25 protein-coding genes are annotated in these 24,584 nt (G+C 67.5%); 12 read left to right on the top strand and 13 right to left on the bottom strand.

Annotated features, from left to right (window positions below; translation table 11 throughout):
• Position 1: 1 nt before the first annotated feature.
• Positions 2-478 (bottom strand): GyrI-like domain-containing protein, encoded by a 477-nt coding sequence (locus ASF16_RS16270; RefSeq protein ID WP_056169484.1) that lies wholly within the window; start codon positions 476-478, stop codon positions 2-4.
• A 132-nt stretch (positions 479-610) separates the two neighbouring features.
• Between ASF16_RS16270 and ASF16_RS16265 the strand changes: the two genes are divergently transcribed.
• The 3 genes from ASF16_RS16265 to ASF16_RS16255 all read left to right on the top strand — a co-directional run bounded on the left by ASF16_RS16265 (position 611) and on the right by ASF16_RS16255 (position 2,649).
• Positions 611-1,810 carry a PLP-dependent aminotransferase family protein gene (locus tag ASF16_RS16265; RefSeq protein ID WP_056169482.1) on the top strand — a complete coding sequence of 400 codons (1,200 nt, stop codon included), beginning with the start codon at positions 611-613 and terminating at the stop codon, positions 1,808-1,810.
• Between the two features lie 142 nt (positions 1,811-1,952).
• The gene (locus ASF16_RS16260) at positions 1,953-2,195 is read left to right on the top strand and encodes a SlyX family protein (RefSeq protein WP_056169479.1); all 243 of its coding nucleotides are present in this window, start codon (positions 1,953-1,955) and stop codon (positions 2,193-2,195) included.
• Positions 2,196-2,247: 52 nt separating this feature from the next.
• Positions 2,248-2,649, top strand: coding sequence for a hypothetical protein (locus ASF16_RS16255; protein ID WP_056169476.1), 402 nt, complete (start codon positions 2,248-2,250; stop codon positions 2,647-2,649).
• A 33-nt stretch (positions 2,650-2,682) separates the two neighbouring features.
• Here ASF16_RS16255 and ASF16_RS16250 read toward each other — a convergent pair whose 3' ends face one another.
• Positions 2,683-3,315: a TetR/AcrR family transcriptional regulator gene (locus tag ASF16_RS16250; protein WP_056169473.1), complete on the bottom strand. Its 633-nt coding sequence runs from the start codon at positions 3,313-3,315 to the stop codon at positions 2,683-2,685.
• A 56-nt stretch (positions 3,316-3,371) separates the two neighbouring features.
• On the opposite strand from ASF16_RS16250, the gene ASF16_RS16245 reads away from it, so the two are divergent.
• Entirely contained in the window at positions 3,372-5,483 is a 2,112-nt protein-coding gene (locus ASF16_RS16245; RefSeq protein ID WP_056170617.1) for an NADPH-dependent 2,4-dienoyl-CoA reductase, read from the top strand.
• Between the two features lie 147 nt (positions 5,484-5,630).
• Here ASF16_RS16245 and ASF16_RS16240 read toward each other — a convergent pair whose 3' ends face one another.
• Both ASF16_RS16240 and ASF16_RS16235 read right to left on the bottom strand, forming a co-directional pair.
• Positions 5,631-6,359 carry a 3'-5' exonuclease gene (locus tag ASF16_RS16240; RefSeq protein WP_369817175.1) on the bottom strand — a complete coding sequence of 243 codons (729 nt, stop codon included), beginning with the start codon at positions 6,357-6,359 and terminating at the stop codon, positions 5,631-5,633.
• Positions 6,360-6,383: 24 nt separating this feature from the next.
• On the bottom strand, positions 6,384-7,955 hold the full coding sequence (locus ASF16_RS16235; protein WP_056169470.1) for a CYTH and CHAD domain-containing protein: 1,572 nt from the start codon (positions 7,953-7,955) through the stop codon (positions 6,384-6,386).
• Positions 7,956-8,274: 319 nt separating this feature from the next.
• On the opposite strand from ASF16_RS16235, the gene ASF16_RS16230 reads away from it, so the two are divergent.
• Complete coding sequence (locus ASF16_RS16230) at positions 8,275-9,891, top strand: methyl-accepting chemotaxis protein (RefSeq protein WP_235507405.1); 1,617 nt, start codon at positions 8,275-8,277, stop codon at positions 9,889-9,891.
• Between the two features lie 32 nt (positions 9,892-9,923).
• Positions 9,924-10,127 (top strand): hypothetical protein, encoded by a 204-nt coding sequence (locus tag ASF16_RS16225; protein WP_056170610.1) that lies wholly within the window; start codon positions 9,924-9,926, stop codon positions 10,125-10,127.
• A gap of 51 nt (positions 10,128-10,178) precedes the next feature.
• On the opposite strand, the gene ASF16_RS16220 is transcribed toward ASF16_RS16225, so the two are convergent.
• The gene (locus ASF16_RS16220; RefSeq protein ID WP_056169467.1) at positions 10,179-11,462 is read right to left on the bottom strand and encodes a GGDEF domain-containing protein; all 1,284 of its coding nucleotides are present in this window, start codon (positions 11,460-11,462) and stop codon (positions 10,179-10,181) included.
• 91 nt (positions 11,463-11,553) lie between these two features.
• Between ASF16_RS16220 and ASF16_RS16215 the strand changes: the two genes are divergently transcribed.
• Positions 11,554-11,895, top strand: coding sequence for a DUF6172 family protein (locus tag ASF16_RS16215; protein ID WP_056169464.1), 342 nt, complete (start codon positions 11,554-11,556; stop codon positions 11,893-11,895).
• 126 nt (positions 11,896-12,021) lie between these two features.
• Here the strand turns inward: ASF16_RS16215 and ASF16_RS16210 are convergent, their stop codons facing one another.
• Positions 12,022-13,311 (bottom strand): DEAD/DEAH box helicase, encoded by a 1,290-nt coding sequence (locus ASF16_RS16210; RefSeq protein ID WP_056170608.1) that lies wholly within the window; start codon positions 13,309-13,311, stop codon positions 12,022-12,024.
• A gap of 183 nt (positions 13,312-13,494) precedes the next feature.
• On the opposite strand from ASF16_RS16210, the gene ASF16_RS16205 reads away from it, so the two are divergent.
• A complete protein-coding gene (locus ASF16_RS16205; protein ID WP_056169461.1) occupies positions 13,495-13,962 on the top strand; it encodes a DUF2721 domain-containing protein in 468 nt (155 codons plus the stop codon).
• Complete coding sequence (locus ASF16_RS16200) at positions 13,959-14,321, top strand: translation initiation factor Sui1 (protein WP_056169459.1); 363 nt, start codon at positions 13,959-13,961, stop codon at positions 14,319-14,321. The genes ASF16_RS16205 and ASF16_RS16200 overlap by 4 nt, the downstream gene beginning before the upstream one ends.
• A 49-nt stretch (positions 14,322-14,370) precedes the next feature.
• On the opposite strand, the gene ASF16_RS16195 is transcribed toward ASF16_RS16200, so the two are convergent.
• The 3 genes from ASF16_RS16195 to ASF16_RS16185 are packed head-to-tail and all read right to left on the bottom strand — an operon-like array spanning position 14,371 to position 19,627.
• Complete coding sequence (locus ASF16_RS16195) at positions 14,371-16,947, bottom strand: response regulator (protein WP_156372110.1); 2,577 nt, start codon at positions 16,945-16,947, stop codon at positions 14,371-14,373.
• A 12-nt stretch (positions 16,948-16,959) separates the two neighbouring features.
• Entirely contained in the window at positions 16,960-17,418 is a 459-nt protein-coding gene (locus ASF16_RS16190; protein ID WP_056169456.1) for a response regulator, read from the bottom strand.
• Positions 17,411-19,627, bottom strand: coding sequence for an ATP-binding protein (locus ASF16_RS16185; RefSeq protein ID WP_056169454.1), 2,217 nt, complete (start codon positions 19,625-19,627; stop codon positions 17,411-17,413). Before ASF16_RS16185 ends, ASF16_RS16190 begins: the two co-directional genes overlap by 8 nt.
• Before the next feature lie 372 nt (positions 19,628-19,999).
• On the opposite strand from ASF16_RS16185, the gene ASF16_RS16180 reads away from it, so the two are divergent.
• Positions 20,000-20,233, top strand: a complete 234-nt coding sequence (locus ASF16_RS16180; RefSeq protein WP_056170603.1) for a DUF3820 family protein — start codon at positions 20,000-20,002, stop codon at positions 20,231-20,233.
• A gap of 66 nt (positions 20,234-20,299) precedes the next feature.
• On the top strand, positions 20,300-20,476 hold the full coding sequence (locus tag ASF16_RS26570; protein ID WP_200912439.1) for a LiaI-LiaF-like domain-containing protein: 177 nt from the start codon (positions 20,300-20,302) through the stop codon (positions 20,474-20,476).
• Positions 20,477-20,576: 100 nt separating this feature from the next.
• Here ASF16_RS26570 and ASF16_RS16170 read toward each other — a convergent pair whose 3' ends face one another.
• Together ASF16_RS16170 and ytfE are read right to left on the bottom strand one after the other, a co-directional pair.
• On the bottom strand, positions 20,577-21,053 hold the full coding sequence (locus ASF16_RS16170; RefSeq protein ID WP_369817166.1) for a group III truncated hemoglobin: 477 nt from the start codon (positions 21,051-21,053) through the stop codon (positions 20,577-20,579).
• Positions 21,050-21,817 (bottom strand): iron-sulfur cluster repair protein YtfE, encoded by a 768-nt coding sequence (ytfE, locus tag ASF16_RS16165; RefSeq protein WP_056169447.1) that lies wholly within the window; start codon positions 21,815-21,817, stop codon positions 21,050-21,052. The genes ASF16_RS16170 and ytfE overlap by 4 nt, the downstream gene beginning before the upstream one ends.
• A 91-nt stretch (positions 21,818-21,908) precedes the next feature.
• Here ytfE and ASF16_RS16160 point away from each other — a divergent pair, with 91 nt between their 5' ends.
• Positions 21,909-22,424: an Rrf2 family transcriptional regulator gene (locus tag ASF16_RS16160; RefSeq protein ID WP_056169444.1), complete on the top strand. Its 516-nt coding sequence runs from the start codon at positions 21,909-21,911 to the stop codon at positions 22,422-22,424.
• A gap of 52 nt (positions 22,425-22,476) precedes the next feature.
• On the opposite strand, the gene serB is transcribed toward ASF16_RS16160, so the two are convergent.
• Both serB and phnD read right to left on the bottom strand, forming a co-directional pair.
• Complete coding sequence (gene serB / locus ASF16_RS16155) at positions 22,477-23,190, bottom strand: phosphoserine phosphatase SerB (RefSeq protein ID WP_056169441.1); 714 nt, start codon at positions 23,188-23,190, stop codon at positions 22,477-22,479.
• A gap of 152 nt (positions 23,191-23,342) precedes the next feature.
• A complete protein-coding gene (phnD, locus tag ASF16_RS16150) occupies positions 23,343-24,383 on the bottom strand; it encodes a phosphate/phosphite/phosphonate ABC transporter substrate-binding protein (protein WP_056169439.1) in 1,041 nt (346 codons plus the stop codon).
• Between the last annotated feature and the right edge of the window lie 201 nt (positions 24,384-24,584).

The raw sequence follows: 24,584 nt of genomic DNA, 5'->3' as shown, positions 1-24,584 counted from the left end.
CTCAAGCCGTGCGCTGCACCGCCAGACACAGCCAGCACGGAAACGCTCCGGTGGCGGGGTTGACGGCAAAGTGCTCGTCATACACCTCGACGGCGGGCCGCGCGGCCACTTCCCAGCCCGCGGGGATCTGCCCTGGTGCCATCATGCCCGCCCAGGCCGCGCCGATCTCGGGCCCGGTGCCCACGAACTGCAGGCACGCATAGTCGCCGCCCGGAAAGTCCTGCACCAACGCCTCGGTGCCAGTGCGCAGCCCCACCCCCACCTGCACGCAGGCGTCGTAGCGGCATTGCTCGGGCGGGGTGCAGGTCGGGTTGTCCAGACTGATACCGTAGTACTTGGGGCGCGGCTCGGCCAGGCCATGGGCCTGGCACCACTGGCCAAAGCGGTCCCACAGGTGCGTGAGCGACGGGCCGTAGTGGCCGGTCTGGCGCATGTAGGCCAAGCGCATGCGGGGCAATTGGCGGATTTCGAGGGGCATGGGGCAGGTCTTTCAGACGGGTGATGGCCGACAACGCGGCGCCTTGCATCGTAAACACCTTGCCCGTCGCAGGAAACCTGCTTGGCAATTGGCGACAATGGCAAATTCTTTGCCACCCACCTTGTTGACGCCATGCAATTCGCCGACCGCCTGAACAATGTAGAAACCTCCGCCATCCGCGAGCTTTTCAAGCTGCTGGGCAAGCCCGGCATCATCAGCTTTGCGGGCGGCTTCCCGGACAGCGCGATGTTCGACGTGGATGGCATCCGCGCTGCCAGCAACGCCGCGCTGGCCGAAGAACCCGGCGCCGCCCTGCAGTACGGCGCCACCGAGGGCTACAACCCGCTGCGCGAGCAACTGGCCGCCTTCATGGCATCCAAGGGTGCCACGGCGGTCGCGGCCGACAACCTCATCGTCACCACCGGCAGCCAGCAGGCGCTGGACCTGCTGGGCAAGACGCTCATCAGCCCCGGCGACAAGGTCATCGTGGAAGGCCCGACCTTCCTGGCCACCATCCAGTGCTTTCGCCTGTACGGCGCCGAACTCATCAGCGCACCCATCGACGCCAACGGCGTGAAGACCGACGAGCTGGAAAAGCTGATCGCCGAGCACAAGCCCAAGTTCGTCTACCTCATCCCCACCTTCGGCAACCCCAGCGGCGCCATGCTGAGCGCCGAGCGCCGCAAGGCCGTGCTGGAGATGGCCGTGAAGCACAACACCCTGATCGTCGAGGACGACCCCTACGGAGACCTGTATTTTGGCGACGCGCCACCCCCCAGCCTGCTCAACCTGTCGGCCAGCGTGCCCGGCAGCCGCGAGCTGCTGGTGCACTGCGGCAGCTTGAGCAAGGTGCTGTCGCCCGGCCTGCGCGTGGGCTGGATGATCGCCCCGGCCGAACTGCTGGCCAAGGCCACCATGTGCAAGCAGTTCAGCGATGCGCACACCAGCACCTTCGCGCAGGCCACGGCCGCGCAGTACCTCAAGGCCGGCCGCATGCCCTCCACGCTGGCCAACGTGCGCAAGGTGTATGCCGAGCGCGGCCAGGCCATGGGCGATGCGCTGCGCAAGGAACTGGGCGACGCCATCGAGTTCGTGCAGCCCCAGGGCGGCCTGTTCGTGTGGGCGCGCCTGACCGGCGCCGGCGGCAAGGTGGCCGACGGCAATGTGCTGGCCAAACGCGCCATTGAAAAGGGCGTGGCCTTCGTGCCCGGCACGCCGTTCTTCTGCGCCAACCCCGACCACGCCACGCTGCGCCTGTCGTTCGCGACCGCCGATGTGGAGAAGATCCGCGAAGGCGTCGCCCGCCTGGGGCAAGCAGTGACAACCCCCTGAGTCGCTTCGCGCCTTCCCCCTTCTCTCGAATTGCGTTGCAATTCGGGAAGGGGGACACCGCCAGCGCGGCGGGGCGGCCCTTGCGCGGCGGTTGCTGGCAGGGCAGTGCCCACCAATAAGTTCACGGTTGTATTGGAAACCTATGGAATCTACCTCTGAGCCCAGTTCTGGGCAGCGGCGAATCATCGAGCGGCTGGAGAGCCTGGAGATCAAGGCCAGCTTCACCGAAGACCTGCTGGACCAGCTCAACATGACCATCTACCGCCAGCAAGAGCTGATCGACCGGCTGGCGCGCGAGGTGATCCAACTGCGCCAGCAAGCGCCGGAGGGCGGTGGCGCCGCGGCACCGCGCAACCCGCGCGACGAGCTGCCGCCGCACTATTGACGATAAAAGGCCCACCCCGCCGTACACCGCGCTCCGCGTCGAAAGGCTGCCCATGCCATCCTCCACGCTCACCCAATCGGCCCTGGCCCTGTGCGGCGCAGGCGCCGCGCTGCACCTCTACACGGTAGTGTTCAAGGCAGCGGGCGGCGAGGAGGGCGCGGGTGCCAGCGCATTTCTCATCGGCCTGTGGGTCTTCTCGTGCGCGCCGTACGCCATCTCTGCCTGGCTGGCACGGGGCCGCTGGGCGGCGTGGGCCCTGGGGGCGGCTGCCGCGTGCCTGGTGGCAGACCTGTACATGCACTACAGCGTCTTCGTGGCCCCGGCGGGCTCCACCGCCGCGCTCGGCCTGCTGTTCATGCCGCTGTGGAACCTTGTCATCATCGGCCCGGCGGGAGCATTGCTGGCCGGGGCTGTGCATTGGGCCTGGCGCCGCAAGGCGGGCGCAGCGGGCTGACCGGCAGTCGCAACAGCCGCCAGGGCCGCGCTGTCACGCCTTGACCGAGCGCCACGCTGCCGCGGCCAGCTCGCTGCGGTAGGTTTCGGGCGACGGCAGCGTGCCCGGCCCGGCGCGGTCCGAGAGCCAGGCCCGGCAATAGCTCTGCACCGGCCCCATCACCAGCGAGGGCATCAGTTCGCATGGCAAGTCCAGCACCGCACCGGCGCGGCGCTGCGGCTCGAACCAGGCCACCAGCGCCTGGTTGCGCCGGCGGGCCGCCTCGGCCAGGTCGGACGATCGCGGGCCCGCCGCCACGGCGCCCCGGGCCTGGAACATGAAGCGCGCCCGCTCGGGCTGCGCCACCACCCAGTCCAGATACCCCGTGACCAGGGCACGCACACCGGCTTCGACGCCGCGCGAAGCATCGAGCTGCGCCTGCACGCTGCGCGACTGGTCGTGAAAGATGTCGAAGAACAGCGCCGCCACGATGCCGTCGCGGTTGCCGAAGTGGTGATAAATGCTGCCCACGCTGGCCCCGCAGCGGGCCCGCACGCCGTCGATGGTGACCGCGTCCACGCCGCCTTCGGCCGCGCAGGCGAGGGCGGCGTTCAGGATGTCCTGGCGGCGGTCTGCGGTGGCTTCGGTCGGAGGGGCGGGCGGGTTGGGGGAAGTGCGGCTTGCCATGGCATGTAATTCTAGAATAAAGTTCTAGAAAATATTTCTAGTCCACGATGGTGCCCATGCAGTCTTCTTCCGCCGCTCCCACAGCCTTCCCTGCAGCCGCCGCCACGCCCGGCGCAGCCTTGTACCCGCACCTGCTCGCGCCCCTTGATCTGGGCTTCACCACGCTCAAGAACCGCGTGCTCATGGGCTCCATGCACACGGGGCTGGAGGACGAGCGCGACCTGTCGCGCATGGCGGCGTATTTCCGCGAGCGGGCCGAGGGCGATGTGGGCCTGATCGTGACCGGCGGTTTTGCGCCCAACATCGCGGGCTGGGCCAAGCCTTTTGCGGGCACACTGTCCACGTCGGGCGCGGCGCGGCGCCACCAGGTGGTCACGCGGGCCGTGCACGAGGCGGGCGGCAAGATCGCGCTGCAGATCCTGCACACGGGCCGCTACGCCTACCACCCGCTGGCGGTGGCGCCCTCGCGCCTGCAGTCGCCCATTTCGCCGTTCACGCCGTTCGCACTGTCGGCCCGCGGGGTGGAGCGCCAGATCCGCGCGTTCGTCAACTGCGCAGTGAAGGCGCGCGAGGCGGGCTACGACGGCGTGGAGGTGATGGGCTCGGAGGGCTACTTCATCAACCAGTTCCTGTCGCAGACCACCAACCTGCGCCAGGATGCCTGGGGCGGCGACTACAGCCACCGCATGCGCCTGCCGGTGGAGATTCTGGCCCGCATGCGCGAGGCCGTGGGGCCGGACTTCATCATCATCTACCGCCTGTCGATGATCGACCTGGTGCCCGGCGGCAGCAGCTGGGACGAGATCGTCACCCTGGGCAAGGCCGTGGCCACGGGCGGGGCGAACATCGTCAACACCGGCATCGGCTGGCACGAGGCGCGGGTGCCTACCATTGCCACCAGCGTGCCGCGCGCGGCGTTTGCCTGGGTCACGCAGAAGATGAAGGCCGAGTTCGCGGCGGCAGGCATTGCCACGCCGCTGGTCACCTCCAACCGCATCAACACGCCCGAGGTGGCTGAAGCCGTGCTGGCCGACGGCTGCGCCGACATGGTGTCGATGGCGCGGCCGCTGCTGGCCGACGCCGCCTTCGTGAAGAAGGCCGCCGAGGGCCGGGCCGACCGCATCAACACCTGCATCGCCTGCAACCAGGCTTGCCTGGACCATGTGTTCCAGAACAAGACCAGCAGTTGCCTGGTCAACCCGCGCGCCTGCCACGAGACCGAACTGGTCTACCGCCCCATCGCCGCACCGTCGGCCCGCAAGCGCATCGCCGTGGTGGGCGCCGGGCCTGCGGGCCTGACGGCGGCCACGGTGGCGGCCGAGCGTGGGCACGAGGTGCACCTGTTCGACGCGGCGCCCGCCATCGGCGGCCAGCTCAACATGGCCAAGGTGATCCCGGGCAAGGAGGAGTTCCACGAAATGCTGCGCTACCTGACCACGCGGGTGGAGGACACCGGCGTGCAGTTGCACCTGAACCGCGCGGTGGAGGCGGCGGACCTGGCGGGCTTCGACGAGGTGGTGGTGGCCACGGGCGTGCTGCCGCGCGACCCGCAGATCCCCGGGCAGGACCACCCCAAGGTGCTGAGCTACATCGACGTGCTGCGGCACCGCAAGCCGGTGGGCGAGCGCGTGGCCATCATCGGCGCGGGCGGCATCGGCTTTGACGTGGCCGAGTTTCTGACCCACGGCGAGCACCCATCCACCACGCTCGACGTGAGCGCGTGGCAGGCCGAATGGGGCATCACCGACCCGGCCGCAGCGCGCGGTGGCCTGGCACCCGCCGGGCCGCACGCCACGCCGCCGGCGCGCCAGGTGACGCTGCTGCAGCGCAAGAAGGGCAAGCTCGGTGGCGGCCTGGGCAAGACCACGGGCTGGATCCACCGCACGGTGCTCAAGATGAAGGACGTGCAGATGGTGGGCGGCGTGAACTACGAGCGCATCGCCGACGAGGGCCTGCTGGTGTCGTACGGCGATAAGCGCGAGGACCCCACCTGGATCGCCTGCGACACCGTGGTGCTGTGCGCGGGCCAGGTGCCGCTGGCCAGCCTGGCGCAGGCGCTGGAGGCCCAGGGCCGCAAGCCGCACCTGATCGGCGGCGCGCTGGAGGCGGGGGAGCTGGATGCCAAGCGCGCCATCGACCAGGCGGCGCGGCTGGCTGCGCGACTGTGATGGGCGCAGCACACACCACACCACGCTGCACCAGTAGGTGACGCCGCGAGCGATTCAGGCAGCGGATTTGATATAAAAAAAGGCCCTGCCGCTTGATGGTCAAGCGCTAGCAGCTATTGTTTTTATAGCAATTGAATCGACCGCGCCTTACGCAGCGGGTGCGGCAGGCACCTGCAGCGCATGGAACACCCGCAGCGCTGCCCAGGCGTCGTTGGCGGCGTAGAGCACCTGCGCTTCGGTCAGCCGGTCGTTGGCCCAGTTGGACGTCGCGGCCTTCTTGGATTTGAGGAAGCGCCGGTTGAACAGCACGGCCACGGCGGCCTTCACGCCCATGTCCTTGCGGTAGCCGCGCTGGCGGAACACGGTGTTGAGCTCCAGCACATCGGCGGGCTCCACGCCCAGTTTGGCCTTGATGCGCTTGGTGTCGTCCCCCAGTCCGAAGCCTGCCTTGGTCACGGCACGCAGGGCCAGCAGCTCGGCCACGCGCGCGCGGCAACCGGCATCCTGCAGCTGAAAGACCCAGGCGTGGTCCAGCGTGGACAGCTGCACGATGTGCGGGCCGTCCGACGCCTCCCCTTGCACGAAGGTGGGTTTGGATTCGGTGTCGAACCCCCAGGCCGTGGCTTTGCACAGCGCGTCGCGCGCGCGGTCGGCCTGCTCCGGCGTGCGCACCAGCGTGATGCTGTCCATGCCCAGCCGCTCGAAGGCGTCGAGCAGGGCGATCTGCTCCTTGCCGGGGATGGCCTGGTGGTGCGATGGGTGCGCGCGGCCGTGGGGGGCGGTGTCGGCGGTGTCGGCGGTGGTGGGGGTAGGGGTCTGGGTCTGCCCGTGCGCGACTGCGCGCCGGGGTGGGGTGGGGGCCGTCATGCTGGGGATTGTGCCCGGTGCCCGGCGGCGGGGTCAGGGCCTGCGCGCCTTTGCTGCCTTCGGGACCTTAGGGGCCTTGGGCTTGTGCAGGCGCGGCACCTCGCCAATGCGCGCCAGCGCCTTGCGGCTGGCCGTGGTGGTGCGCGGGAGGCGGGCGGCCAGCCAGCCCACGCCGAACCAGGCGCGGGCGTCCCGGGTGGCGATCTCGGTGTACAGGTCGCTGGCCACGCGTTCATCGTGCAGCCGGCCCAGCGCGGCCAGGGCGGGGCGCAGGCTCTGCAGAAAGGCATCGCCCTCGTCGCCATCGAAGGCGGGCACCAGAAACTCCGCCAGGTAGCGCAGGCGCTTCAAGCGTTTGCGCAGGCGGTGCTGCGCGGGCGCGGCCAGCGTGTCGATGCGGCGCCCGTCGGCGAGCACCTGGGTGCGCAGCGATTGGAGCTTCTTCTGGAGTGTGCGGCGCACGTCCTTCGGGGGCAGGGCCTGTGCGCCGTCGGTGGGCTCCGCCTTGTCGGCGGTGAAGCCCATGAGCTCGACCAGCGCGGACTGGAAGGCCGGCGTGCGCACGATGTCCGCCGCGGCATGGCCTGGGGCGTCGCCCAGCGGCATCAGCAGCGAGGCCGGTGCGCCCGCATCGCGCAGTTCGGCGTTGAAGCCGCGCAGGATCTGCTCGCGGTCGCGCAGGCTGCCCAGGCGTTGGAACACGTCCCGCAGTGCGGGCTCCCAGTGCGGGGCGAAGCGCCCGGGTGCCAGGGCGTCCAGCTCGCGCAGCGCGGTGCGCAGGCGGCGGATGCCGATGCGCAGCTGGTGGACATGCTCGGCCAGGTCGGTGGTGGGCAGCGTGGTTTCGACGATTTCGCTGGCATTGGCCAGGATCTGCACCAGGCAGTGGGAGAGCACGGTGCGCTGCAGGTGGGCCGCATCCAGAAACAACGGCGCGGTGCTGCCCGCGCGCAGCGGGCGGGCCGACACCGCCGGGCGCACCCACTGCGGGGCCAGCAGCCGCTCCCCGCGTTCAGCCTTGGAAATGGTGCTCAGCACCAGGCCGTGCTGGCGTGCCCAGGTGTCGGCCAGCCGGGCCAGGCCGGCCACGGGGCCGCTTTTGAGTTCGAGCTCCAGCTCGCAGATGCGGGCCTCCTGCTGCTGCGGGGTGCCGCGGCGGGCCACCACGCGGCCGGTGTCGAGCGCCAGCTCGGCCATGCCCCCGGCAAAGCGGATGTCGCGGGTGATGCGGTCCATCTCGGTGCCGTAGGTCTCTGCCAGGGGGCCGGCCGCGCCCTGCAGCGCGCGCATCATGATGTCTCCGGCCGGCGATCCCGCATGCAGGTCGGGCTGCAGCGCGGGTGCGCCAGCCGGGCTGGCCGCGCCGCGCTCCACGTTGTGCTCGTGGCGGTCCAGCGGGCCCTCGCCCAGGGCCTTCACGGTCTGCACCCAGCGGTCGCCTTCCCGCCGCAGGCGCAGCGCGATGCCGCGGGACGACAGGGCGGCATCGGGCGTGTCGAAATAGCGCGCCTCCATGCGAATGGGCGTGTGCCGGCCGCGGCGAACGGCGGCGGTGACGGCGGCCAATTGCGCAGGGGGAATGCAGAACTTGAATTCGATTTCCATGGTGCCCGGGTATTTTCAGTGAGTGCGAATTATCGTGGAGTGCGGTGCTGGCCGGGCGTTGGCGATGGAACCGCTGCCTGTGCAGTCATGCGATTTGGACGTAGATGCCAGGTACGGTGCATTGCTTTGTTGCAGATAATCAATTTCAAGATAATGAAATTATCGTGAATGGATTATCAAGGAACGAATGAATACCAAGTCATGATTTTGTCACTTGAAATAAATAGTATCTGAACACCGGCGGATATGTCGCACAGGTAGCCGCTTCCCAAGGCTGCCAGTCCGCCGGGTCGACCAGAAAGTTCACATGCTCCAGACCATGAAAATCGGCACCCGCCTGGCCTTGGCGTTCGCGGTGCTTTTGCTCTTGCTATCGGCACTGGCCGCAGGCGGCATCAGCGGCGCCAAGCGCCTGACCGAGCGCAGCGCGGCGCTGTATGGCGACCGCACGGTGCCGCTGGGCGTGCTGGCGGAGATCAGCCACCTCACGCAGCGCAACCGCGTGCTGGTGATGGACATGCTCATGGACCCGGGCACTGCCAACCAGGCCACCCACGCGACGCTCACAGCGAACGTGGAGCGCATCCGCACGCTGTGGAAGACCTACACCGCCCAGCCGCTCGGCGCCGAAGAAGACGCACTGGCCCGCGCGTTCGCACAGGCCAATGCCACCTACCTCGACCAGGGGCTGATCCCCGCCGCCGCCGCGCTGGTGGGCGGCAAGTACGACGACGGCTCCGAGCTGTACATCAACCAGATCCGGCCCCACGCCGCCAAGGTGCAGGACGCCGTGCAGCGGCTGGTGGAACTGCAGGTGCGCGTGGCGGCCGATGAATTCGGCGCCGCACGCGCCATGAGCGAGACCATCCATGTGTGGATGCTGGCCGCCACGGCGCTGGCGCTGCTGGCAGGTGCGGCGATGGCGGTGGTCATCACCCGGTCCATCTCGCGGCCGCTGCAGCAGGCCGTGGCCGTGGCGCGCACGGTGGCCGGGGGCGACCTGAGCGCGCGCATCGAGGTGCGCGGCACCGACGAGACCGCCGAGCTGCTGGGCGCCCTGCGCGAGATGAACGGCCAATTGGTGCGCGTGATCACCGAGGTGCGCGACAGCACCGAGACCGTGGCGCGCGATGCGGTGCAGATCGCGGGCGGTGCTGAAGACCTGGCCCGCCGCACCGAGGTGCAGGCATCGAGCCTGCAGGAGACGGCCGCATCGATGGAACAGCTGACCGCCACCGTGCAGCACAACACCGACAACGCAGGCCGCGCCACGCGCCTGGCCCAGGAGGCCAGCAAGGTCGCCAACGAAGGCGGCAGCGTGATGCAGGACGTCATCGCCACCATGCAGGAGATCAACGCCCAGTCGCGCAAGATCAACGACATCATCAAGGTCATCGACGACATCGCTTTCCAGACCAACCTGCTGGCGCTGAATGCCGCGGTGGAGGCGGCCCGCGCGGGCGAGCAGGGGCGCGGCTTTGCGGTGGTGGCGGGCGAGGTGCGGGGGCTGTCGCAGCGCAGCAGCACTGCGGCGCGTGAAATCCGCGGCCTCATCACCGCCAGCGTGCGGGGTGTGGAGCGCGGCTCCACCCTGGTCGGCCAGGCGGGCGAGCGCGTGGCCAACACCGTGCGCCATGTGGACCAGGTGGTGGAGCTGATCAGCGAGATCCAGGGCGCGGGCCAGGAGCAGGCGCGCGGCATCGCGCAGATCGGCGAGGCCGTGCGCCAGCTCGATGTGGCCACGCAGCAGAATGCGGCGCTGGTGGACGACAGCTCGTCGGCCTCCACCGGCATGAAGAACCAGGCCCGGCGCCTGCTGGATGTGATCCGCCAGTTTCAGCTGGGCCCGCAGGCTGGCGCAGCCGGCGACGAGCCGCTGCGCCTGGCCGGCGCGGACACCGCAGTACAGCCCCGGCTGTCCATGGCGCCCCGGTGAACACCCGCGCCGACCACCCTGCGCCCATTCCCATGAACCGGACGGACGTACTCATCGCCATTGCAGAGATCGCCCACACGGGCGGCGCGGCCACGCCCGAAGACGCCATCGCGCAACTGGCCATGATCATCGACGACCTGGAGCTGTCGCACGGCGGCGCCGAGCACGTGATGGAGATGCTGCTGCGCATCGCGGCCTGCCTGTGGAACCTGCAGCAGGAGCGGATGCGGATCTGACCGGGGCCCGCCGTGGCCCGGCGGCGATGGCCGCGCGGGCAGAGGAGGCGGTCAGTGGCCCGGCGTTTCTGGCTGCGGACCGGTGGGCTCCAGCGATGCGATCTGGTTGCGCCCCCGGTGCTTGGCCAGGTACAGCGCCTGGTCCGCACGGTCGAGCGCATCGCGCAGGCTGCGGTCGGTCTGCCGAAAGGCGCCCAGGCCCATGCTGGCGGTGATGCCGTAGGGCTGGCCTGCATCGTCGCTCAGTTGCAGCGCCCGGATGCTGGCGAGGATGCGCGTGGCCACCTCCAGCCCCTCGTCGATGGCGGTGAGCGGCAGCAGCACGCCGAATTCCTCGCCGCCCAGGCGGCCCACGACGTCGCTCGCGCGCAGCTGGCTTTTGACGGCCTGGGCAAACGCCGCCAGGGCGCGGTCGCCCTCCAGGTGGCCGAAGCGGTCGTTGATGGACTTGAAGTGGTCCAGGTCCAGCATCAGCAGGGTGATGGGCTCGCCATTGCGCAGCGAATGCGCGTACACCGACTCGGCGCATTCCAGGAAGGCGCGCCGGTTGGCCATGCCGGTCAGCATGTCGGTGGTGGCCAAGCGCTGCAGCTCGCGCTCCAGGTTCTTGCGCTGCGTCACGTCGCGGTAGATGCCCTCCACACCCGCAAAATTGCCGGCGTGGTCGTACAGCGCGTGGCTGCTGATGGAGATGTCGATCACCTGGCCGTCGCGGCGCACCATCTGGCCGGGGAAGTCCGAGACCTCGCCCTGCGCGAGGATGGCCGCCTTGAACGCATCGCGGTCGGAGCTTTGCGGGTAGTACGACTCGGCGGTGCGGCCCTCGATCTCGTGCGGCTCGTAGCCCAGCACGCGCCGCACGGCCGGGCCCACGTGCTGCACCACGCCCTGCGCATTGGTGCGGTAGTACACGTCCTGCATGTTCTCGAACAGGCGGCGAAAGCTCTGCTCGCTCTCGCGCAGCTCGGCCTCGATCTCGCTCTGGTGAGTCATGTCCATACCGGTCATCAGCACGGCGGGCGCGCCTTCCCAGTCGATGGCGACGCTGCTCACCAGCACCATGCGCAGCTGGCCCTGCTGCGTGCGCACCCGGAATTCGGAGGATTTGTTGGGCCGCCGGGCCTGATCGGCCCCCGCCACCTGCTGTACGCGCCGGTTGGAGCGGCGCTGATCCAGGGGGTGCACGAACTCGGCGAGCACCTGACCGATCAGGCCTTCTGGGCTGTCAAACCCCAGCAACTGCGCACCCGCCGCATTGGCAAAACGGATGGCCCCGTTCTGCGTGACCAATACCGCCGCCGGCAGCGCTTGCAGCAGATCGATGGAGGGGTGCATGGGTGTGGTTTGTCACCAGATGTTGTGCGCCATTGTGGCATCTGGGTTTTCAACTGGGAATGGGTTTGTGCCGGGGGCGCTACCATCAGCCATGAGAAAAACTTTTCAACTCCACGCCGAAGGCAAGAATCCGGACCGCATCCTGGATGCCGTCAAGCACGAAATCCGCAAGTACATCAAGCGCGAACGCCGCCGCGATCTGCCTGAAGGCGCCGACTACTGGGACTTCGACTGCCGCTTCGGCCGTACCCAGGACGCCGCCGAGGTGGTGCACCTGTCTGCGCTGACCGAGCGCATCAACGCGGTGGCCGCCGAGGGTGGCCCGCAGTTCTACGTCGAGATCTTCGCCAAGCCCGGCCAGCGCAAGGCGCGGCCTCCCGGCGCAGAGCCTGAAGGCGAGGGCGATGAGGGGATGGACGACGAAGAGGCCTGACCGACTGGCCCCAATGAACCCCTGACCGCTGGTGGCCCGGTCACCGGGTCACCGCTCAAATTGGGTGACAGGGTCGTATCACGAAGCGCTGGAGGCATGCCCCAGCGCTTTTTTTTGTGCAGGCGCTTATGCCTTGCCGGGCCCGTGCTCGGCGTCGCCGGCTGCTGCCGCCGCGGCAGCAGCGGCCCGCAACTTGTCCTTCTTGTTCGGGCGCTTGCCCTTGATGCCGCCGGTGCCGGCGGGTGACTGCGCATCGGGCGCAGCGGCAGGGGCCGTTGCGGTCCGCTCGAAGCCCGCAATCTGCTCCAGTGGCAGTGCCAGGTGCTGGCGCTTTTCGATCAGCCGGAAATGCGCTTCGGCGTCGGCCGTCACAAAGCTCACGGCCACGCCGCTCTCGCCTGCGCGGCCTGTGCGGCCGATGCGGTGCACGTAGTCCACCGCAGAGCGCGGCAGGTCGTAGTTGACCACGGCGGGCAACTGCGCAATGTCGATGCCGCGTGCGGCCAGGTCGGTGGTCACCACCACCTGCCAGCGTTCGTCCTTGAACTCCTGCAGCACCTGTTTGCGGGCGCCCTGGCTCAGCCCGCCGTGGAAGGGCGAGGCGAAGATGCCGGCCTTGTAGAGCTTTTCAGCCACATGCTCGGCCGCGTACTGCGTGGCCACGAACACCAGCACGCGCGACCAGCCGTGCTCCTTGACCAGGTGGCGCAGCAGCTGGGTGCGGCGGGCAGCATCCACCGCAATGGCGCGCTGCTCGATGGAAGGCTCGTTGCCCGGCGTGTGGGGTACTTCGACCCGCACGGGGCTCTTGAGCAGTGCATCGGCCAGCGCCTGCACCGCGGCCGGGAAGGTGGCCGAGAAAAACAGGTTCTGCCGCTGCGTGGGCAGCAGCGCCAGCACGCGCTGCAGTTCTTCGGCGAAGCCCAGGTCCAGCAGGCGGTCGGCTTCGTCCAGCACCAGGTGCGCCACGGCAGACAGGCGCAGCGCGTTGTGCTCCACCAGGTCCAGCAGGCGCCCGGGCGTGGCCACCACGATGTCGGCGCCGCCGCGCAGGCCCAGCATCTGGGGGTTGATCGACACGCCTCCGAACACGATGGCCACCTTCAGCGGCTGCTGCAGGTGCTGGGCCAGGCTGCGCAGCACCTCGCCCACCTGCGCGGCCAGCTCGCGCGTGGGCACCAGCACCAGGGCGCGCACGCGGCGCGGCCCGGAGGTGGCGCTCAGGGGCAGCAGCTGCAGCAGAGGCAGGGCAAAGGCGGCGGTCTTGCCCGAGCCGGTCTGCGCGGCGCCCAGCACGTCCGAGCCTTGCAAAATGGCCGGTATGGCCTCGGCCTGGATGGGCGTGGGCGCAGTGAACCCCAGCTGGGTGGCGGCATGGACGAGGGCCGGGGACAGGCCGAGGGAAGCAAAGGGCATGGGCAGGGGGCAGGGCAGGCGCACGGACGGCTAGCCAGGATGGGGCCGCAGGGCGCTGCGCGTGGAGGAAGGGAAGCCGCCATTGTCGCCGCAGTTGCAGCGGCGGCACAGGGGCTGCCCGGCTGCGGGCGGTGGCACCGATAATCAGGCCGCCTGCTTTTTCGTCACTTCTTCTTCGCAACCATGGCCCTGACCCTCGATCCGTCCAACATCACCCATGGCATCCAGCTCGCGGTGGCGCCGGTGTTCCTGCTCACCGCCGTCTCCGGGATGATCGGCGCCGTGGCCGGCCGCCTGGCCCGCATCATCGACCGGGCGCGTGTGGTGGAAGACCGCGCACGCGCCAACACCGAGCCCGAATTCCTGGCCCGTGCCTACAAGGAACTGGCCGACCTGCGGCTGCGCGGGCGGCTGGCCAATGGCTGCATCGGGCTGCTCACGTTCTGCGCTTTCCTGATCGGCATCACCATCATCCTGCTGTTCCTGGGCGAGACGACGAACTTCCAGTCCAACCGGCTGGCGGTGGCGGGCTTCCTGGCAGGGGTGGCCTCATTCCTGCTCGCGCTCGTGTGCTTTCTGACCGAAACGCTGCTTGCCACGCGCCTGCTGGACTTTCACATGCTGCAGAACGAAGTGGAGCACAAGCGATGAAGTCGTTCGCGGACCTGGGCGGGCTGGTGTACTCCACCGACGCGGGGCGCATGTGCCCAGGCTGCCGCCAGCCTGTGGCGCAGTGCGTCTGCCACCAGAACAAGCCGCTGCCCACGGGCGACGGCATCGTGCGCGTGTCGCGCGAGACCAAGGGCCGCGGCGGCAAGGCCGTGACATTGGTCAAGGGCGTGCTGGTCGACGCCGCCGCGCTGGAGCAGCTGGGCAAGCAGCTCAAGGCCGCCTGCGGCAGCGGCGGCACGGTGAAGGACGGCGTGATCGAAGTGCAGGGCGACCATGTGGACCGCGTGATGGCCGCGCTGCAGAAGCTGGGCCACAAGGTCAAGCGCGCGGGCGGTTAAGGCCGGCGTAGCCGACCACCGGATCGGCGGGGGCGGCGGAGCGCGGCGACTAGAACGCAGCCTTGACCAGCGTCTGCACCTTCTGGCCGAACACATGCAACTCGAAAGGCTTGGTCAGCACCTGCATGCCGGTGGGCAGGTGTCCGTGGCTGAGCACGGCATTTTCGGCATAACCCGTCACGAACAGCACCTTGAGCGCCGGATGCGTCGTGCGGGCCGCATCGGCCACCTGGCGGCCATTCATTCCGCCGGGCAAGCCCACGTCGGTGACGAGCAGCGTCACGGAGGGGTCGTGCTGCAGCAGCTCGACCGCGCCAAGCCCGTCCTCTGCCTCCAGCACGCGGTAGCCCATCTCACGCAGGACCTCCGCCATCAACGCGCGGACCGAGGCTTCATCATCGACGACCAGTATGGTCTCGCCCAGCCCGGTGTTGCCGAGCGGTGGCGCCTGCGCGGTGTGCTCATTGCGGACAGTGTCTTCACCCAGGTGCCGCGGCAAGAAGATGCACACGGTGGTGCCTGCGCCCACTTCCGAGTGGATCCTGGCCTGCCCCCCTGACTGGCGCGCGAAGCCGTAGACCATGGAAAGACCCAGGCCGGTCCCCATTCCAAGGGGTTTCGTCGTGAAAAAGGGGTCGAACGCGCGGGCGATCACTTCGGCAGGCATACCGGTACCGTCGTCGGTCACGGCAATCGACACGTACTGGCCCGGCCGCATGCCTTCGTCGCTGGCGGTGCGTTCATCGATGGACCGGTTGGTGGTCTCCACCACCAGGCGGCCGCCGTCGGGCATGGCATCGCGGGCATTGATGCACAGGTTCAGCAGCGCATTTTCGAGCTGTCCGGGGTCGGCGAGCACCGGCCACACGCCGGTCCCGGCAAGCACTTCCAGCGCAACCTGCGGTCCTATGGAGCGGCGAATCAGGTCCTCGAACCCGCCGATCAATTGATTGACCTGCACGACCTTGGGCTCGAGCGTCTGCTGGCGGGAGAAGGCCAACAGACGGTGCGTGAGCGCGGCTGCCCGTTTGGTCGCGGTCTGGCCCATCTCGATGTAGCGCAAGGACGGAGATTCCTTGCCGGCCTGGCGTTTGAGCAGCTCCAGGCTGCCCGAGATCGCACCGAGCAAGTTGTTGAAATCATGCGCCAGGCCGCCGGTCAGCTGGCCCACGGCTTCCATCTTCTGGGACTGCCGCAGTGCGGCTTCGGTCCGCATGAGTTCAGCGGTGCGCTCCTTGACCTTGCGTTCGAGCGAGTTCGCCAGCGCATGCAGGTTTTGTTCGGCGCGCCGGCGCTCCACCGCGTGACGGGTTCTGTGCGCCACCTCGCGGATGAGGCTCATTTCGTCCGCCGTCCAATGCCGCAAGGTGGCATGGTTCAGGTACAGCAATGCCACCAAGCCGCCTTCCTCATTCACCGGCATGTTGATGACCGACTGCGCACTGATGGCGATCAGCGCATCGGCCGTATCGCGCGTGCGCGGGTCGGTGCGGGCATCGGCAAATACCACCGTCTCCCCCCGCTTGAGGTCTTCGATGTAGCTGCCGAAGTCCCGAAAATGAAGCGTGCCTGCCAAGGTCGCAATGCCCGGCGCGTTCCAGTCGCGGTCGATGGTGATCGTCTCTGCCTCGCGGTCGATCAAGCCGTAGCCAGCACGGCTCACGTCCAGCACCCGGCCCAGGGCCTCGGCGGCGCGGTAGGCGATTTCATGCGGCTCGTGCGGGACGCCATAGACATCGCGTTCCAGAAGCTCCATCAGCTGCGCACGCCGGCCGGCCAGCACGATGTCGGTGATCTCCTGCGAGATGCCGGCCATGTAGGCGGGTTGGCCCTCCGCGTCACGCTCCAGGCGGCCCATGATCCGCACCCACGCCAGCTGGCCATCCGGCCGCACGATCCGGTACTCGATGCGGTAGTCCTCGCCGGTCGCGATCGTGTGGGCGACCGAGGCTTGCATGCGCGCCAGGTCATCGGGATGCACGGCGCCCAGCAGTTCGGCGTAGGTAAACGGCAGGGATTCGTCGCGGCCGAAGTTGGCCTTGCAGTGGCCTGAGGCCATGAGCTCTTGCCGCGCCAGGTCCAGTTGCCATACGCCCAGCTCGCCAGCATCGGTGGCGGCCCGCAGCCGCGCCTGCCCTGTTTCCACTTCGCGCACGCGCTGGGCCAGCTCCACCGTCAACCGTTCGGCTTCTTCCTTGGCGGTCTGCATCTCGGCCACTGCCGCGATGCGGGCTGACCGCTCTGCCACCTCGCGCAGCGCGCGGTCCAGCACGGACGCGAGCCGTGGCAACCTCGACTTGCTCACATAGTCGGTCGCGCCGCGCTTGAGCAGTTCTACCGCGTTGTCCTCGCCGATCACCCCGGATACAAAAATGAAGGGAACCAGCGGCATCCGCTCGCGGGCCAGGTCGAGCGCCTCGGTGCCGGTAAAGCCGCCCAGTTCGTGGTCGGACAGGATGACGTCGAAACCGCCGCGCTCCAGCGCGCCCGCAAAGCCCTGGGCATTGCGAACCCATTCGATGTGGGCGCGGGGGTAGATACCCAGCAAGAATTCCTGGAGCAGTTCAGCGTCGAACGCGGAATCCTCCAGCAACACGACCCTCAGCGGGTGCTCCGATCGGACCATGGTGCCCAAGATCTACTCGTACCTGCGGTTGGTGCGCAGGGACCCTGGGGGCGGCTCATTGAGCACTGCCCAAAACACGCCCAGATCGGCGATGGCAGACACGAATTGCTTGAATTCGACGGGCTTGACTACATACGCGTTGACACCCAGTTCGTAGCTGCGCAACAGGTCGCTTTCTTCCTGCGAAGAGGTCAACATCACCACCGGAACACTGCGCAGTGCCGGACTCTGGCGGACCGCTTCAAGCACCTCCAGTCCGTTGACCTTGGGCAGCTTCAGATCGAGCAGGATCACCGCCGGGTTGCCTTCGGCGCGGTCGGCATATTCGCCTTCGCGGCGCAGGTAGTCGAGCGCTGCGGCGCCATCGCGCAGCACCACGACGTCGTTGGCCAGCTGGCTTCGCTCCAGGGCCAGGAGCGTCAGTTCCTGGTCGCGCAGGTCGTCCTCGACCAGAAGAATCGGCTTAAGCATGATCGGACTCGTTCCCGACAGATTGAAAATTGGCAGCATTGTGCCCGGGCTCTGGGATCTCGAACCCAAAAGTGGCGCCATGTCCTACGTCGCTGTGGGCCCACACGCGGCCTCCGTGCCGCTCCACAATGCGTTTCACGTTGGCCAGCCCGATGCCCGTGCCCTCGAACTCTTCGGCCTGGTGCAGGCGCTGGAATACCTGGAACAGTTTGGCTGCATATTGCATCTGAAAGCCGACGCCGTTGTCCTGCACCTCCAGGCCCTGTCCTTCGGCGTTGCGAACGGCCCGCACCGTGACCACGCAGGGCTTGCTGTCGCGGCTGTATTTGACGGCGTTGCCCATGATGTTGCGCACCGCCACTTGCAGCAGCAGCGGGTCGGCCATCAGCACGGGAAGGTGCGGGTCCACACGCCATTCGATGGTCCGATCGCGTTCGTGCCGGGAGATTTCGCGCACCAACCCTTCCACCAGGCTGTTGCAGTCCACCCGCTTGATTTTGAGCGCCGTGCGGCCCATGCGGGAAAAATCCAGCAAGGCATCCACCAACTGGCCGGCGAATGCCGCCGCATCCTTGACATGGCCCATGTAGCGGTGCGCACGGGCGGTGAGCGCCGTGCCTTCGGTTTCCATCACCAGGTCCACATAGCCAGCGATATGGCGCATGGGCGCCCGCAGGTCGTGCGATACGGTGTACGAAAAAGCCTCCAGCTCCTTGTTCACGCGGCCCAGTTCGCTGGCGATGGCGGCCAACTCCTCTGCGCGGCGCAGCACGACCCCGATCAGCGCCTGGCGCAGTTCACCGGCCGTGCCGATCTCTGCCGCGGACCAGGGGAGGCAATGGCCGCCGATTTGCTCCACCCAGCTTGCAAAGCTGTGGCGGGGGTGGATCCTCCCTGTCGCATCGGGCTGGCGACTTTTGCGCGGATCGCCCGCCCACGTCACCGTCTGAACCAGCTCGGGCCTGAACCACAAGATGACGTGGCGATGCACCTGCGAAATGGAAATGGCCAAGACGCCTGAAGCGGTGGTCTGCCATTCGGCTGCCTGCGGGTAGTGGGCGGTGAGCTGCGAACTTTCATAGACCTCATGGCCCATGCCCGCGACCCAGTTCGCCAGCTCCAGCAGCGCATCGGGGGGCGGCGTCTCGCCCGCAGTCCATGCCTGGTCGTCCAGCACCACGGCCGCACCCGTGGCACGGGCCAGGCGCAGCAGGAGCGACGGCTCGTCCACGATGCGGCGCAGGCTGGCGTCGCTGTCCGACAGGTGCGCAACCAACTGCAGGGTCAGCTTGCGCAGCTCCAGCCGCGCCGCCACTTCTGCGGTGGCCTGTTTGGCATCGATCTGCATGGAGAGGAATTGGCCGAGCAGCGAGCAGGCCGCGCGCATGCCGGAGTCCAGATACCGGGGCGCGTGGTCGTGGCACGAGGCCAGTCCCCACAACTTGCCGTCCACCACGATGGATACCGACATCGACGCGAGGGTGCCCATGTTGCGCATGTACTCCAGGTGCACCGGCGACACGCTGCGAAGAAACGCTTGGGACAGATCGATGTCGTGTGCTGCGGGCCCACCCGGCGCGGCCAGCAGGGGCACCGCCTGGTAGTTGGCGTCCGGAATCAGCCGGAACCGGTTGGCCAGATAGAGGGCTCGGGCCTGCTGCGGAATGTCCGTGGCAGGGAAATGCAGCCCGAGATAGCTGTCATAACCCGGCGCTACGGCTTCACCCAGCACTTCACCATGGCCGTCGGCGTCGAACCGGTAGACAAGGGTGCGGCCGAACCCGGTCAGGCGCTGCAATTCTTCCGCCGCCAGTTGGGCCAGTGCCTCTACCGTGTCGGTGTCCTGAAGACGGGGAAGGAAATCGCGGGCCACGCCATAGATGGGCTCCTCCGGCCGCTGTTGGGGAGGGGTGGGCTCACACTCCAGAATCAGCTGTGTGGCGTTGCGATGCGCCCAGCAGGAGTGCATCTGGGCATCGATGTGGAGTACACCCACCTGCATGGACACGCCACCGGGTGGTGTGGCATGCAGGGCCTGATGGTCCATTGCAGCCAGGGCATCGGCAGCTGCATCGAACCAGTTGGCGCTCCAGGCTTGCAGGGCCAGCGTTTCACCGTCAAGAACCAGCATACGGCCATGCGGCTGGATGGCGCCGGGGATGCGAATGGGCTCTTGGTCACAGAGCGTGAGGTCCGAAGGAGTATTCATGGCGAGATCTGAGAACGCGGAGGGTCGGCTGCAATAGACCGGCGGGGAATTTCTTGTAGATTTTCCAGCCCATGCCTATTTGATCACGCGCGCTGCGGCCAGCGCTTTGCGCGCGCCGCCTTGCCATGCGCGTGGAGCGGGGCGCCCTGGCCAAAGCGCGACGGGCGAGCCATCCTGGTCGGCTTTCATTGCTAGTGACCTCTCCACAAAAGTGCGAGATTCCTCGCCTGCGGGCGTTAATCTTGAAGGCTGACCAACGCCTCACTTCCCTCATGGCAAGCTACCCATATCTCCTGACACGGCGCGCAGAATGCGCGAGGCCGATTGCAGCAACACGTGCACAACAACCCCACGAGGTGAGCGATGCAGGCCATTGACCCCGACAAGCTGCACCGCCTGGTCACCGTGCAGATGCCCTACGGCAAGTACAAAGGCACGCTGCTGGCCGACCTGCCGGGCAACTACCTGCACTGGTTTGCGCGCGAAGGCTTTCCCAAAGGTGAGCTCGGGCAGTTGCTGGCGCTGATGCGCGAGATCGACCACAACGGTCTGTCCGACCTGCTCACGCCGCTGCGCGCCGGCGCCGCAGGTCGGCCCGCACCGTAGGCGCGGCGCGTTCCAGTCCCGCCATAATCGCGCTCAGACCACACCAACAACTCCGAGGGAATGCACATGAAGGGCAATATCGCTGCGATCGTTCTGGTCGTGCTGGGCGTGTTTTTTCTGCTGACCAACCTGGGGCTCATCAGCATCAGCCTGCGCGAGTTGCTGCGGGTGTGGTGGCCGGTGGCGCTGATTGCGGTGGGTGTGGCGCTGTTCTTCACGCCCGGCACCAAAAAGGACAAGTAGGGCTCTGGGGTGGGGAGGGCCTTGGCGCACAAGGCCCGCCCTCGCTACCTAGCTACCATTGGAAGGATGAGCGCAGGCCGACGGGGCCTTGCGAACCGACTCAGGGCGCTCGCGTGTCCGGCGCCACGTCGGTGGAAAACGACGGCGCCTCGCCGAAGTAACCCCTGAAAAGATTGCGCGCAATGCCATGGGCCGCCAGCTGCAACTGCTGGGCGGCCTCGGGCGCAAAGAGCCGGGTGGTGTGCAGCTGCCACAGCCGTACCCAGGCCGCAAAATGCGCGGGCGTCACGCCGTCCAGCGCCATGTGCTTGCCGAACACGTCGCCCCTGAAGCTGCGCGTGCCCAGCGCCACCGTGCTCCAAAAGTCCACCAGCCGCTGCAGGTGCACATCCCACTGCCCGTGCAGGGCCTTTTCGAACACCGGCCCGAGCAATGGGTCCGCGCGCACGTCCGCATAGAAGCCATGCACCAACTGCGCGATGCTGTCCGGGTTGGGCACGCCCGTGGGGACCGCGCTGCTCGTTGTGTCAAGGGTGGCGGTAGACCTGCCGTTCGTCGCCTGCATCATCTTCATCATCCGCAGGCGCAGCCCGACGACCCGCAGCCCTGCGCAGGTGACGAGGTTGCGGATGGAGCGGCGTCTGCCTCAAACGCCGGGAACAACACGTTGTTCTCCAGGTGGATGTGGCTGATCAAATCGTCGTTCAACTGAGCGATGCCGGCGTAAAGCGCGCGCCAGGTGTTGCAGGCGCCCAGCGGCGGTGTGGCATCGTGGGTGAGCGCGTTGAGCTGGTCGAGCGCGGCGCCATGGTCCACATGTTCCGCGCGCATCATGCTGATGGGCTGCCCTACGAAGGGGCTACCGCCGGCCTTCATCATGGGGAACAGGATCTGCTCTTCCTTGCGCATGTGCGAGAGCAGTTCTTCGTGCATGGCTTCCAGCAGGTCGGCCAGCCCCGCCGGCACCTGCGGGTTGTCGCGGTGCACGGCCTCCACGCGGCGGGCCATGCGGATCAGCTCGGGCAGCTGGGCGCGGTGCACCTCGTGGTAGCGCACCAGGATGTGGTCGATCAGCACACTGGGGGAAGCCGCCTCGGGCGCAGCCTCGTGGTGCTGCAGGGCCGCCAGCTCGGCCAGCACCGCATTCACATCAAGCCCCTTGTCGGCAGTGGCCTGTGCCAGCGCGACCTGGCCGCCGCAGCAGAAGTCCAGCTTGAGGCGGCGGAACACCGCAGTGGCGCCCGGCAGGTGCACGGCGATCTGGCCGATCTGCTGCTGGGCATTCAGATCGAAATCCGTGGCGGACGAAGCGGTGTGGAGATGGTCTGCGCGGGCGTTCATGGCGGTCCTTTTAAAGATTCATGTGATGTGAATATTTTATTCGATAAAATTCAGCCGCTATGAATCTTTTGATTGACCTGGGGCAAAGTCCATGCGCCTGACCCAATGGACCGACTACACGCTGCGCGTGCTGATGTACTGCGCCGCCACCGAAGGCCGCGAGCAGCCGGTGACCATCGTCGAGGTGGCCGAGGGGTACGGCATTTCGCGCAGCCACCTGATGAAGATCGTGCAGCAGCTGGGCGCCCAGGGCCTGCTGGAGACCACGCGCGGGCGGGGCGGTGGCATGCGGCTGATGCGCCCGGCGTCAGAGATCAATGTGGGAGCGGTGGTTCGCGCCACCGAGACCGACTTCCATCTGGTGGAGTGCTTCGACCCCGAGACCAACCGCTGCCGCCTGAGCAGCCACTGCCGCTTGAAGGGCGTGCTGGGGCGCGCGATGCAGGCTTACCTGGACGTGCTGGATGGGGTCACGCTGGCGGACTTGATGGTGCCCACGGCACCGGCCACGGGGGTGGTCGCCGCCGTGGCCGCGCCGCGCAATGGGTCGGCCCGGCATGCCTCGGTGCCGGTGGCAGGGCTGCCGCTGCCCTTGTATCTGGAGTGACGCTCGCCTGGCGGCGGGGCGCCCGGTACGCAGGGCCTTCAGCAGGCGTTGCTCAGCGCAGCACTTCCAGCAGCCGGTCCAGCCCGCCCTCGTTAATGGCCACGTTGGCCTGCGCGCGCACGGCGGGCTTGGCGTGGTAGGCCACCGACAGGCCGGCCACGCCCATCATGGGCAGGTCGTTGGCGCCATCACCCACTGCGATGGCCTGCGATGGGGCAATGCCCATGAGCGACGCCACTTCCAGCAGGGTGCGGCGCTTTTCGGCACCGTCGCAGATGTCGCCCCAGGGCTGGTTCACCATGCGGCCGGTGAGCAGGCCGCCTTCCACTTCCAGCATGTTCGACCGGGCGAAGTCGATGCCGAGGCCCGCCTTCACGCGGTCGGCAAAAAAGGTGAAGCCGCCCGAGACCAGCAGCGTGGTCAGGCCGGCGGCCTTGGCTGCGGTGATGAGCTCTTTGGCGCCGGGGTTGAAGCGCAGGCGCTCGGTGAACACCTGCTCCATGTGTTGCACCGTCACGCCCTGGAGCAGGGCCACGCGCTGGCGCAGGCTCTCCTTGTAGTCGGTGATCACGCCCTGCATCGCAGCCTCGGTGATGGCCGCCACCTCGGCCTTGCGGCCTGCGGCGTCGGCGATCTCGTCCACGCATTCGATGTTGATGAGGGTGGAGTCCATGTCAAAAGCGATGAGCTTGTAGGCAGACAGGGACAGCGGGGGCTCAATGCCCTGGACAACTAGGCCGGGAGCGAATTCGGTGGCGTGGGTCATGGCTGGAAAAGAATAGGTGCTGGGCGTGGCCGCAAACCCGCAATGGTATCGTCCACGCCCGGCAGGCAGGCAGGCAGGCAGGCAGGCAGGCAGGCAGGCAGGCAGGCAGGCAGGCAGGCAGGCCGGCTTGATGCGCGCCGTGCCAGCCGTGCCTACGCCACGCTGGGCGGGAGCTTCAGCCGCAGCTCCAGGCGCGACGCGCGCTCGCTGATGGCCTGGATGCGCTGGGCTTTGGCAGCTTCAGACAGCTCTTTGTTGCGATTGACCTGCTGCCAGGCCACGAACATGTCGATGTCTGCCGCCGTGATGAGCTGCGAGTTTCGTGATTTTCTGAAGGCCGAGAGGTTGTTGACCTGCTTGAGCACTTCTTCGTCCAGCGCGTTGTTCTTGCCGAACGCGGTAATGATCTGCTGGAGCCTGCGGCGGGTATCCAGGGGGAGGGCGGTGGACCATATCAGCGGAGATTGCGGAATCACCGGCGATGTCCACAGGATATTGAGCTGGCTGGCCAGCTCCGGGTTTTTGACCTTGAACATCTTGAGTTCTTCGTCATTGGCGGTGGCAATATCCACCTTGCGTTGCGCCGCCAAAGTGAGATTTTCAATATGGCTGCCGCGGCGCACCTCCGTGAACACGCCGGCCGGGTCGTTGATGCCGCGTTTGACGAAGGCGTAGTACAGCGGCACCAGGTGGCCCGAAAAGCTCTTGGTTTCGCCGTCGGCAAAGACCAGGCCCTTGCCGGGCTGCTGGGCGGCATCCAGGGTTTTGAGACCGCTGTCCTTGTGCGTGACGATGATGGAGTGGTAGCCGGTGCTGCCGGTGTCCGTCACCATCTGGGCAAAAACCTCGCCCACGCCGCGCTCCACCACGGCCAGTGCGGCTGAGTTGCCCGCCCAGGCCAGGTCGATCTCGCCGCTGGCAAATGCGCCGGCCAGGGCTGATGGGTCGGGCGAGACCCATGGCTTGAGGGTGATGGGCTGGCCCAGCTCCTGCGCCACGCGTTGGACGAAAGAAGTCCACGCTGCCAGCGCAGCATCGGTTCCGCGTGGGGTGATGACTGCGAACACCAGCGGTGATTTGCGCACATCGCCCTGCGCCGGGGGCGGCGCTGCGCGGCTGCAGGTGTGTGCCAGTAGCAGGCCACTGGCCAGCAGCCATTGCCGCCGGCTGTGCGGCGCATCAACATTCACCATGCCATATCTCCTGAAAATCGCCTCGTGAATCGGAATTGATTATGAAGCGATGGTTTGTGGGTAGCGGTATTCGATTCGAAAATGCCGGCCGATCGCTTGCAATGGAATATAGGTGCTGTGGCGTGGGATGCGCAAACCCGGAAGAACCCTAGGAGGTTGTATATATTTCGAGCAGTTCTTGACTTGGCTTTCAAGCTGCTT

The organism is Acidovorax sp. Leaf78 (assembly GCF_001422735.1).
Taxonomy (GTDB): domain Bacteria; phylum Pseudomonadota; class Gammaproteobacteria; order Burkholderiales; family Burkholderiaceae_C; genus Acidovorax.
This window is presented reverse-complemented; position numbering and strand designations above follow the sequence as displayed.

Coding starts and splice junctions, on each gene's coding strand:
- ASF16_RS16260 (WP_056169479.1), top strand. CDS start 1,953: ATGGAATCTACCTCTGAGCCCAGTTCTGGGCAGCGGCGAATCATCGAG.
- ASF16_RS16200 (WP_056169459.1), top strand. CDS start 13,959: ATGAAGTCGTTCGCGGACCTGGGCGGGCTGGTGTACTCCACCGACGCG.
- ASF16_RS16210 (WP_056170608.1), bottom strand. CDS start 13,311: ATGCCCTTTGCTTCCCTCGGCCTGTCCCCGGCCCTCGTCCATGCCGCC.
- ASF16_RS16270 (WP_056169484.1), bottom strand. CDS start 478: ATGCCCCTCGAAATCCGCCAATTGCCCCGCATGCGCTTGGCCTACATG.
- ASF16_RS16220 (WP_056169467.1), bottom strand. CDS start 11,462: ATGCACCCCTCCATCGATCTGCTGCAAGCGCTGCCGGCGGCGGTATTG.
- ASF16_RS16195 (WP_156372110.1), bottom strand. CDS start 16,947: ATGGTCCGATCGGAGCACCCGCTGAGGGTCGTGTTGCTGGAGGATTCC.
- ASF16_RS16205 (WP_056169461.1), top strand. CDS start 13,495: ATGGCCCTGACCCTCGATCCGTCCAACATCACCCATGGCATCCAGCTC.
- ASF16_RS16230 (WP_235507405.1), top strand. CDS start 8,275: ATGAAAATCGGCACCCGCCTGGCCTTGGCGTTCGCGGTGCTTTTGCTC.
- serB (WP_056169441.1), bottom strand. CDS start 23,190: ATGACCCACGCCACCGAATTCGCTCCCGGCCTAGTTGTCCAGGGCATT.
- ASF16_RS16235 (WP_056169470.1), bottom strand. CDS start 7,955: ATGGAAATCGAATTCAAGTTCTGCATTCCCCCTGCGCAATTGGCCGCC.
- ASF16_RS16255 (WP_056169476.1), top strand. CDS start 2,248: ATGCCATCCTCCACGCTCACCCAATCGGCCCTGGCCCTGTGCGGCGCA.
- ASF16_RS16225 (WP_056170610.1), top strand. CDS start 9,924: ATGAACCGGACGGACGTACTCATCGCCATTGCAGAGATCGCCCACACG.
- ASF16_RS16190 (WP_056169456.1), bottom strand. CDS start 17,418: ATGCTTAAGCCGATTCTTCTGGTCGAGGACGACCTGCGCGACCAGGAA.
- phnD (WP_056169439.1), bottom strand. CDS start 24,383: ATGGTGAATGTTGATGCGCCGCACAGCCGGCGGCAATGGCTGCTGGCC.
- ASF16_RS16160 (WP_056169444.1), top strand. CDS start 21,909: ATGCGCCTGACCCAATGGACCGACTACACGCTGCGCGTGCTGATGTAC.
- ASF16_RS16215 (WP_056169464.1), top strand. CDS start 11,554: ATGAGAAAAACTTTTCAACTCCACGCCGAAGGCAAGAATCCGGACCGC.
- ASF16_RS16250 (WP_056169473.1), bottom strand. CDS start 3,315: ATGGCAAGCCGCACTTCCCCCAACCCGCCCGCCCCTCCGACCGAAGCC.
- ytfE (WP_056169447.1), bottom strand. CDS start 21,817: ATGAACGCCCGCGCAGACCATCTCCACACCGCTTCGTCCGCCACGGAT.
- ASF16_RS16170 (WP_369817166.1), bottom strand. CDS start 21,053: ATGATGAAGATGATGCAGGCGACGAACGGCAGGTCTACCGCCACCCTT.
- ASF16_RS16185 (WP_056169454.1), bottom strand. CDS start 19,627: ATGAATACTCCTTCGGACCTCACGCTCTGTGACCAAGAGCCCATTCGC.
- ASF16_RS16265 (WP_056169482.1), top strand. CDS start 611: ATGCAATTCGCCGACCGCCTGAACAATGTAGAAACCTCCGCCATCCGC.
- ASF16_RS16245 (WP_056170617.1), top strand. CDS start 3,372: ATGCAGTCTTCTTCCGCCGCTCCCACAGCCTTCCCTGCAGCCGCCGCC.
- ASF16_RS26570 (WP_200912439.1), top strand. CDS start 20,300: ATGAAGGGCAATATCGCTGCGATCGTTCTGGTCGTGCTGGGCGTGTTT.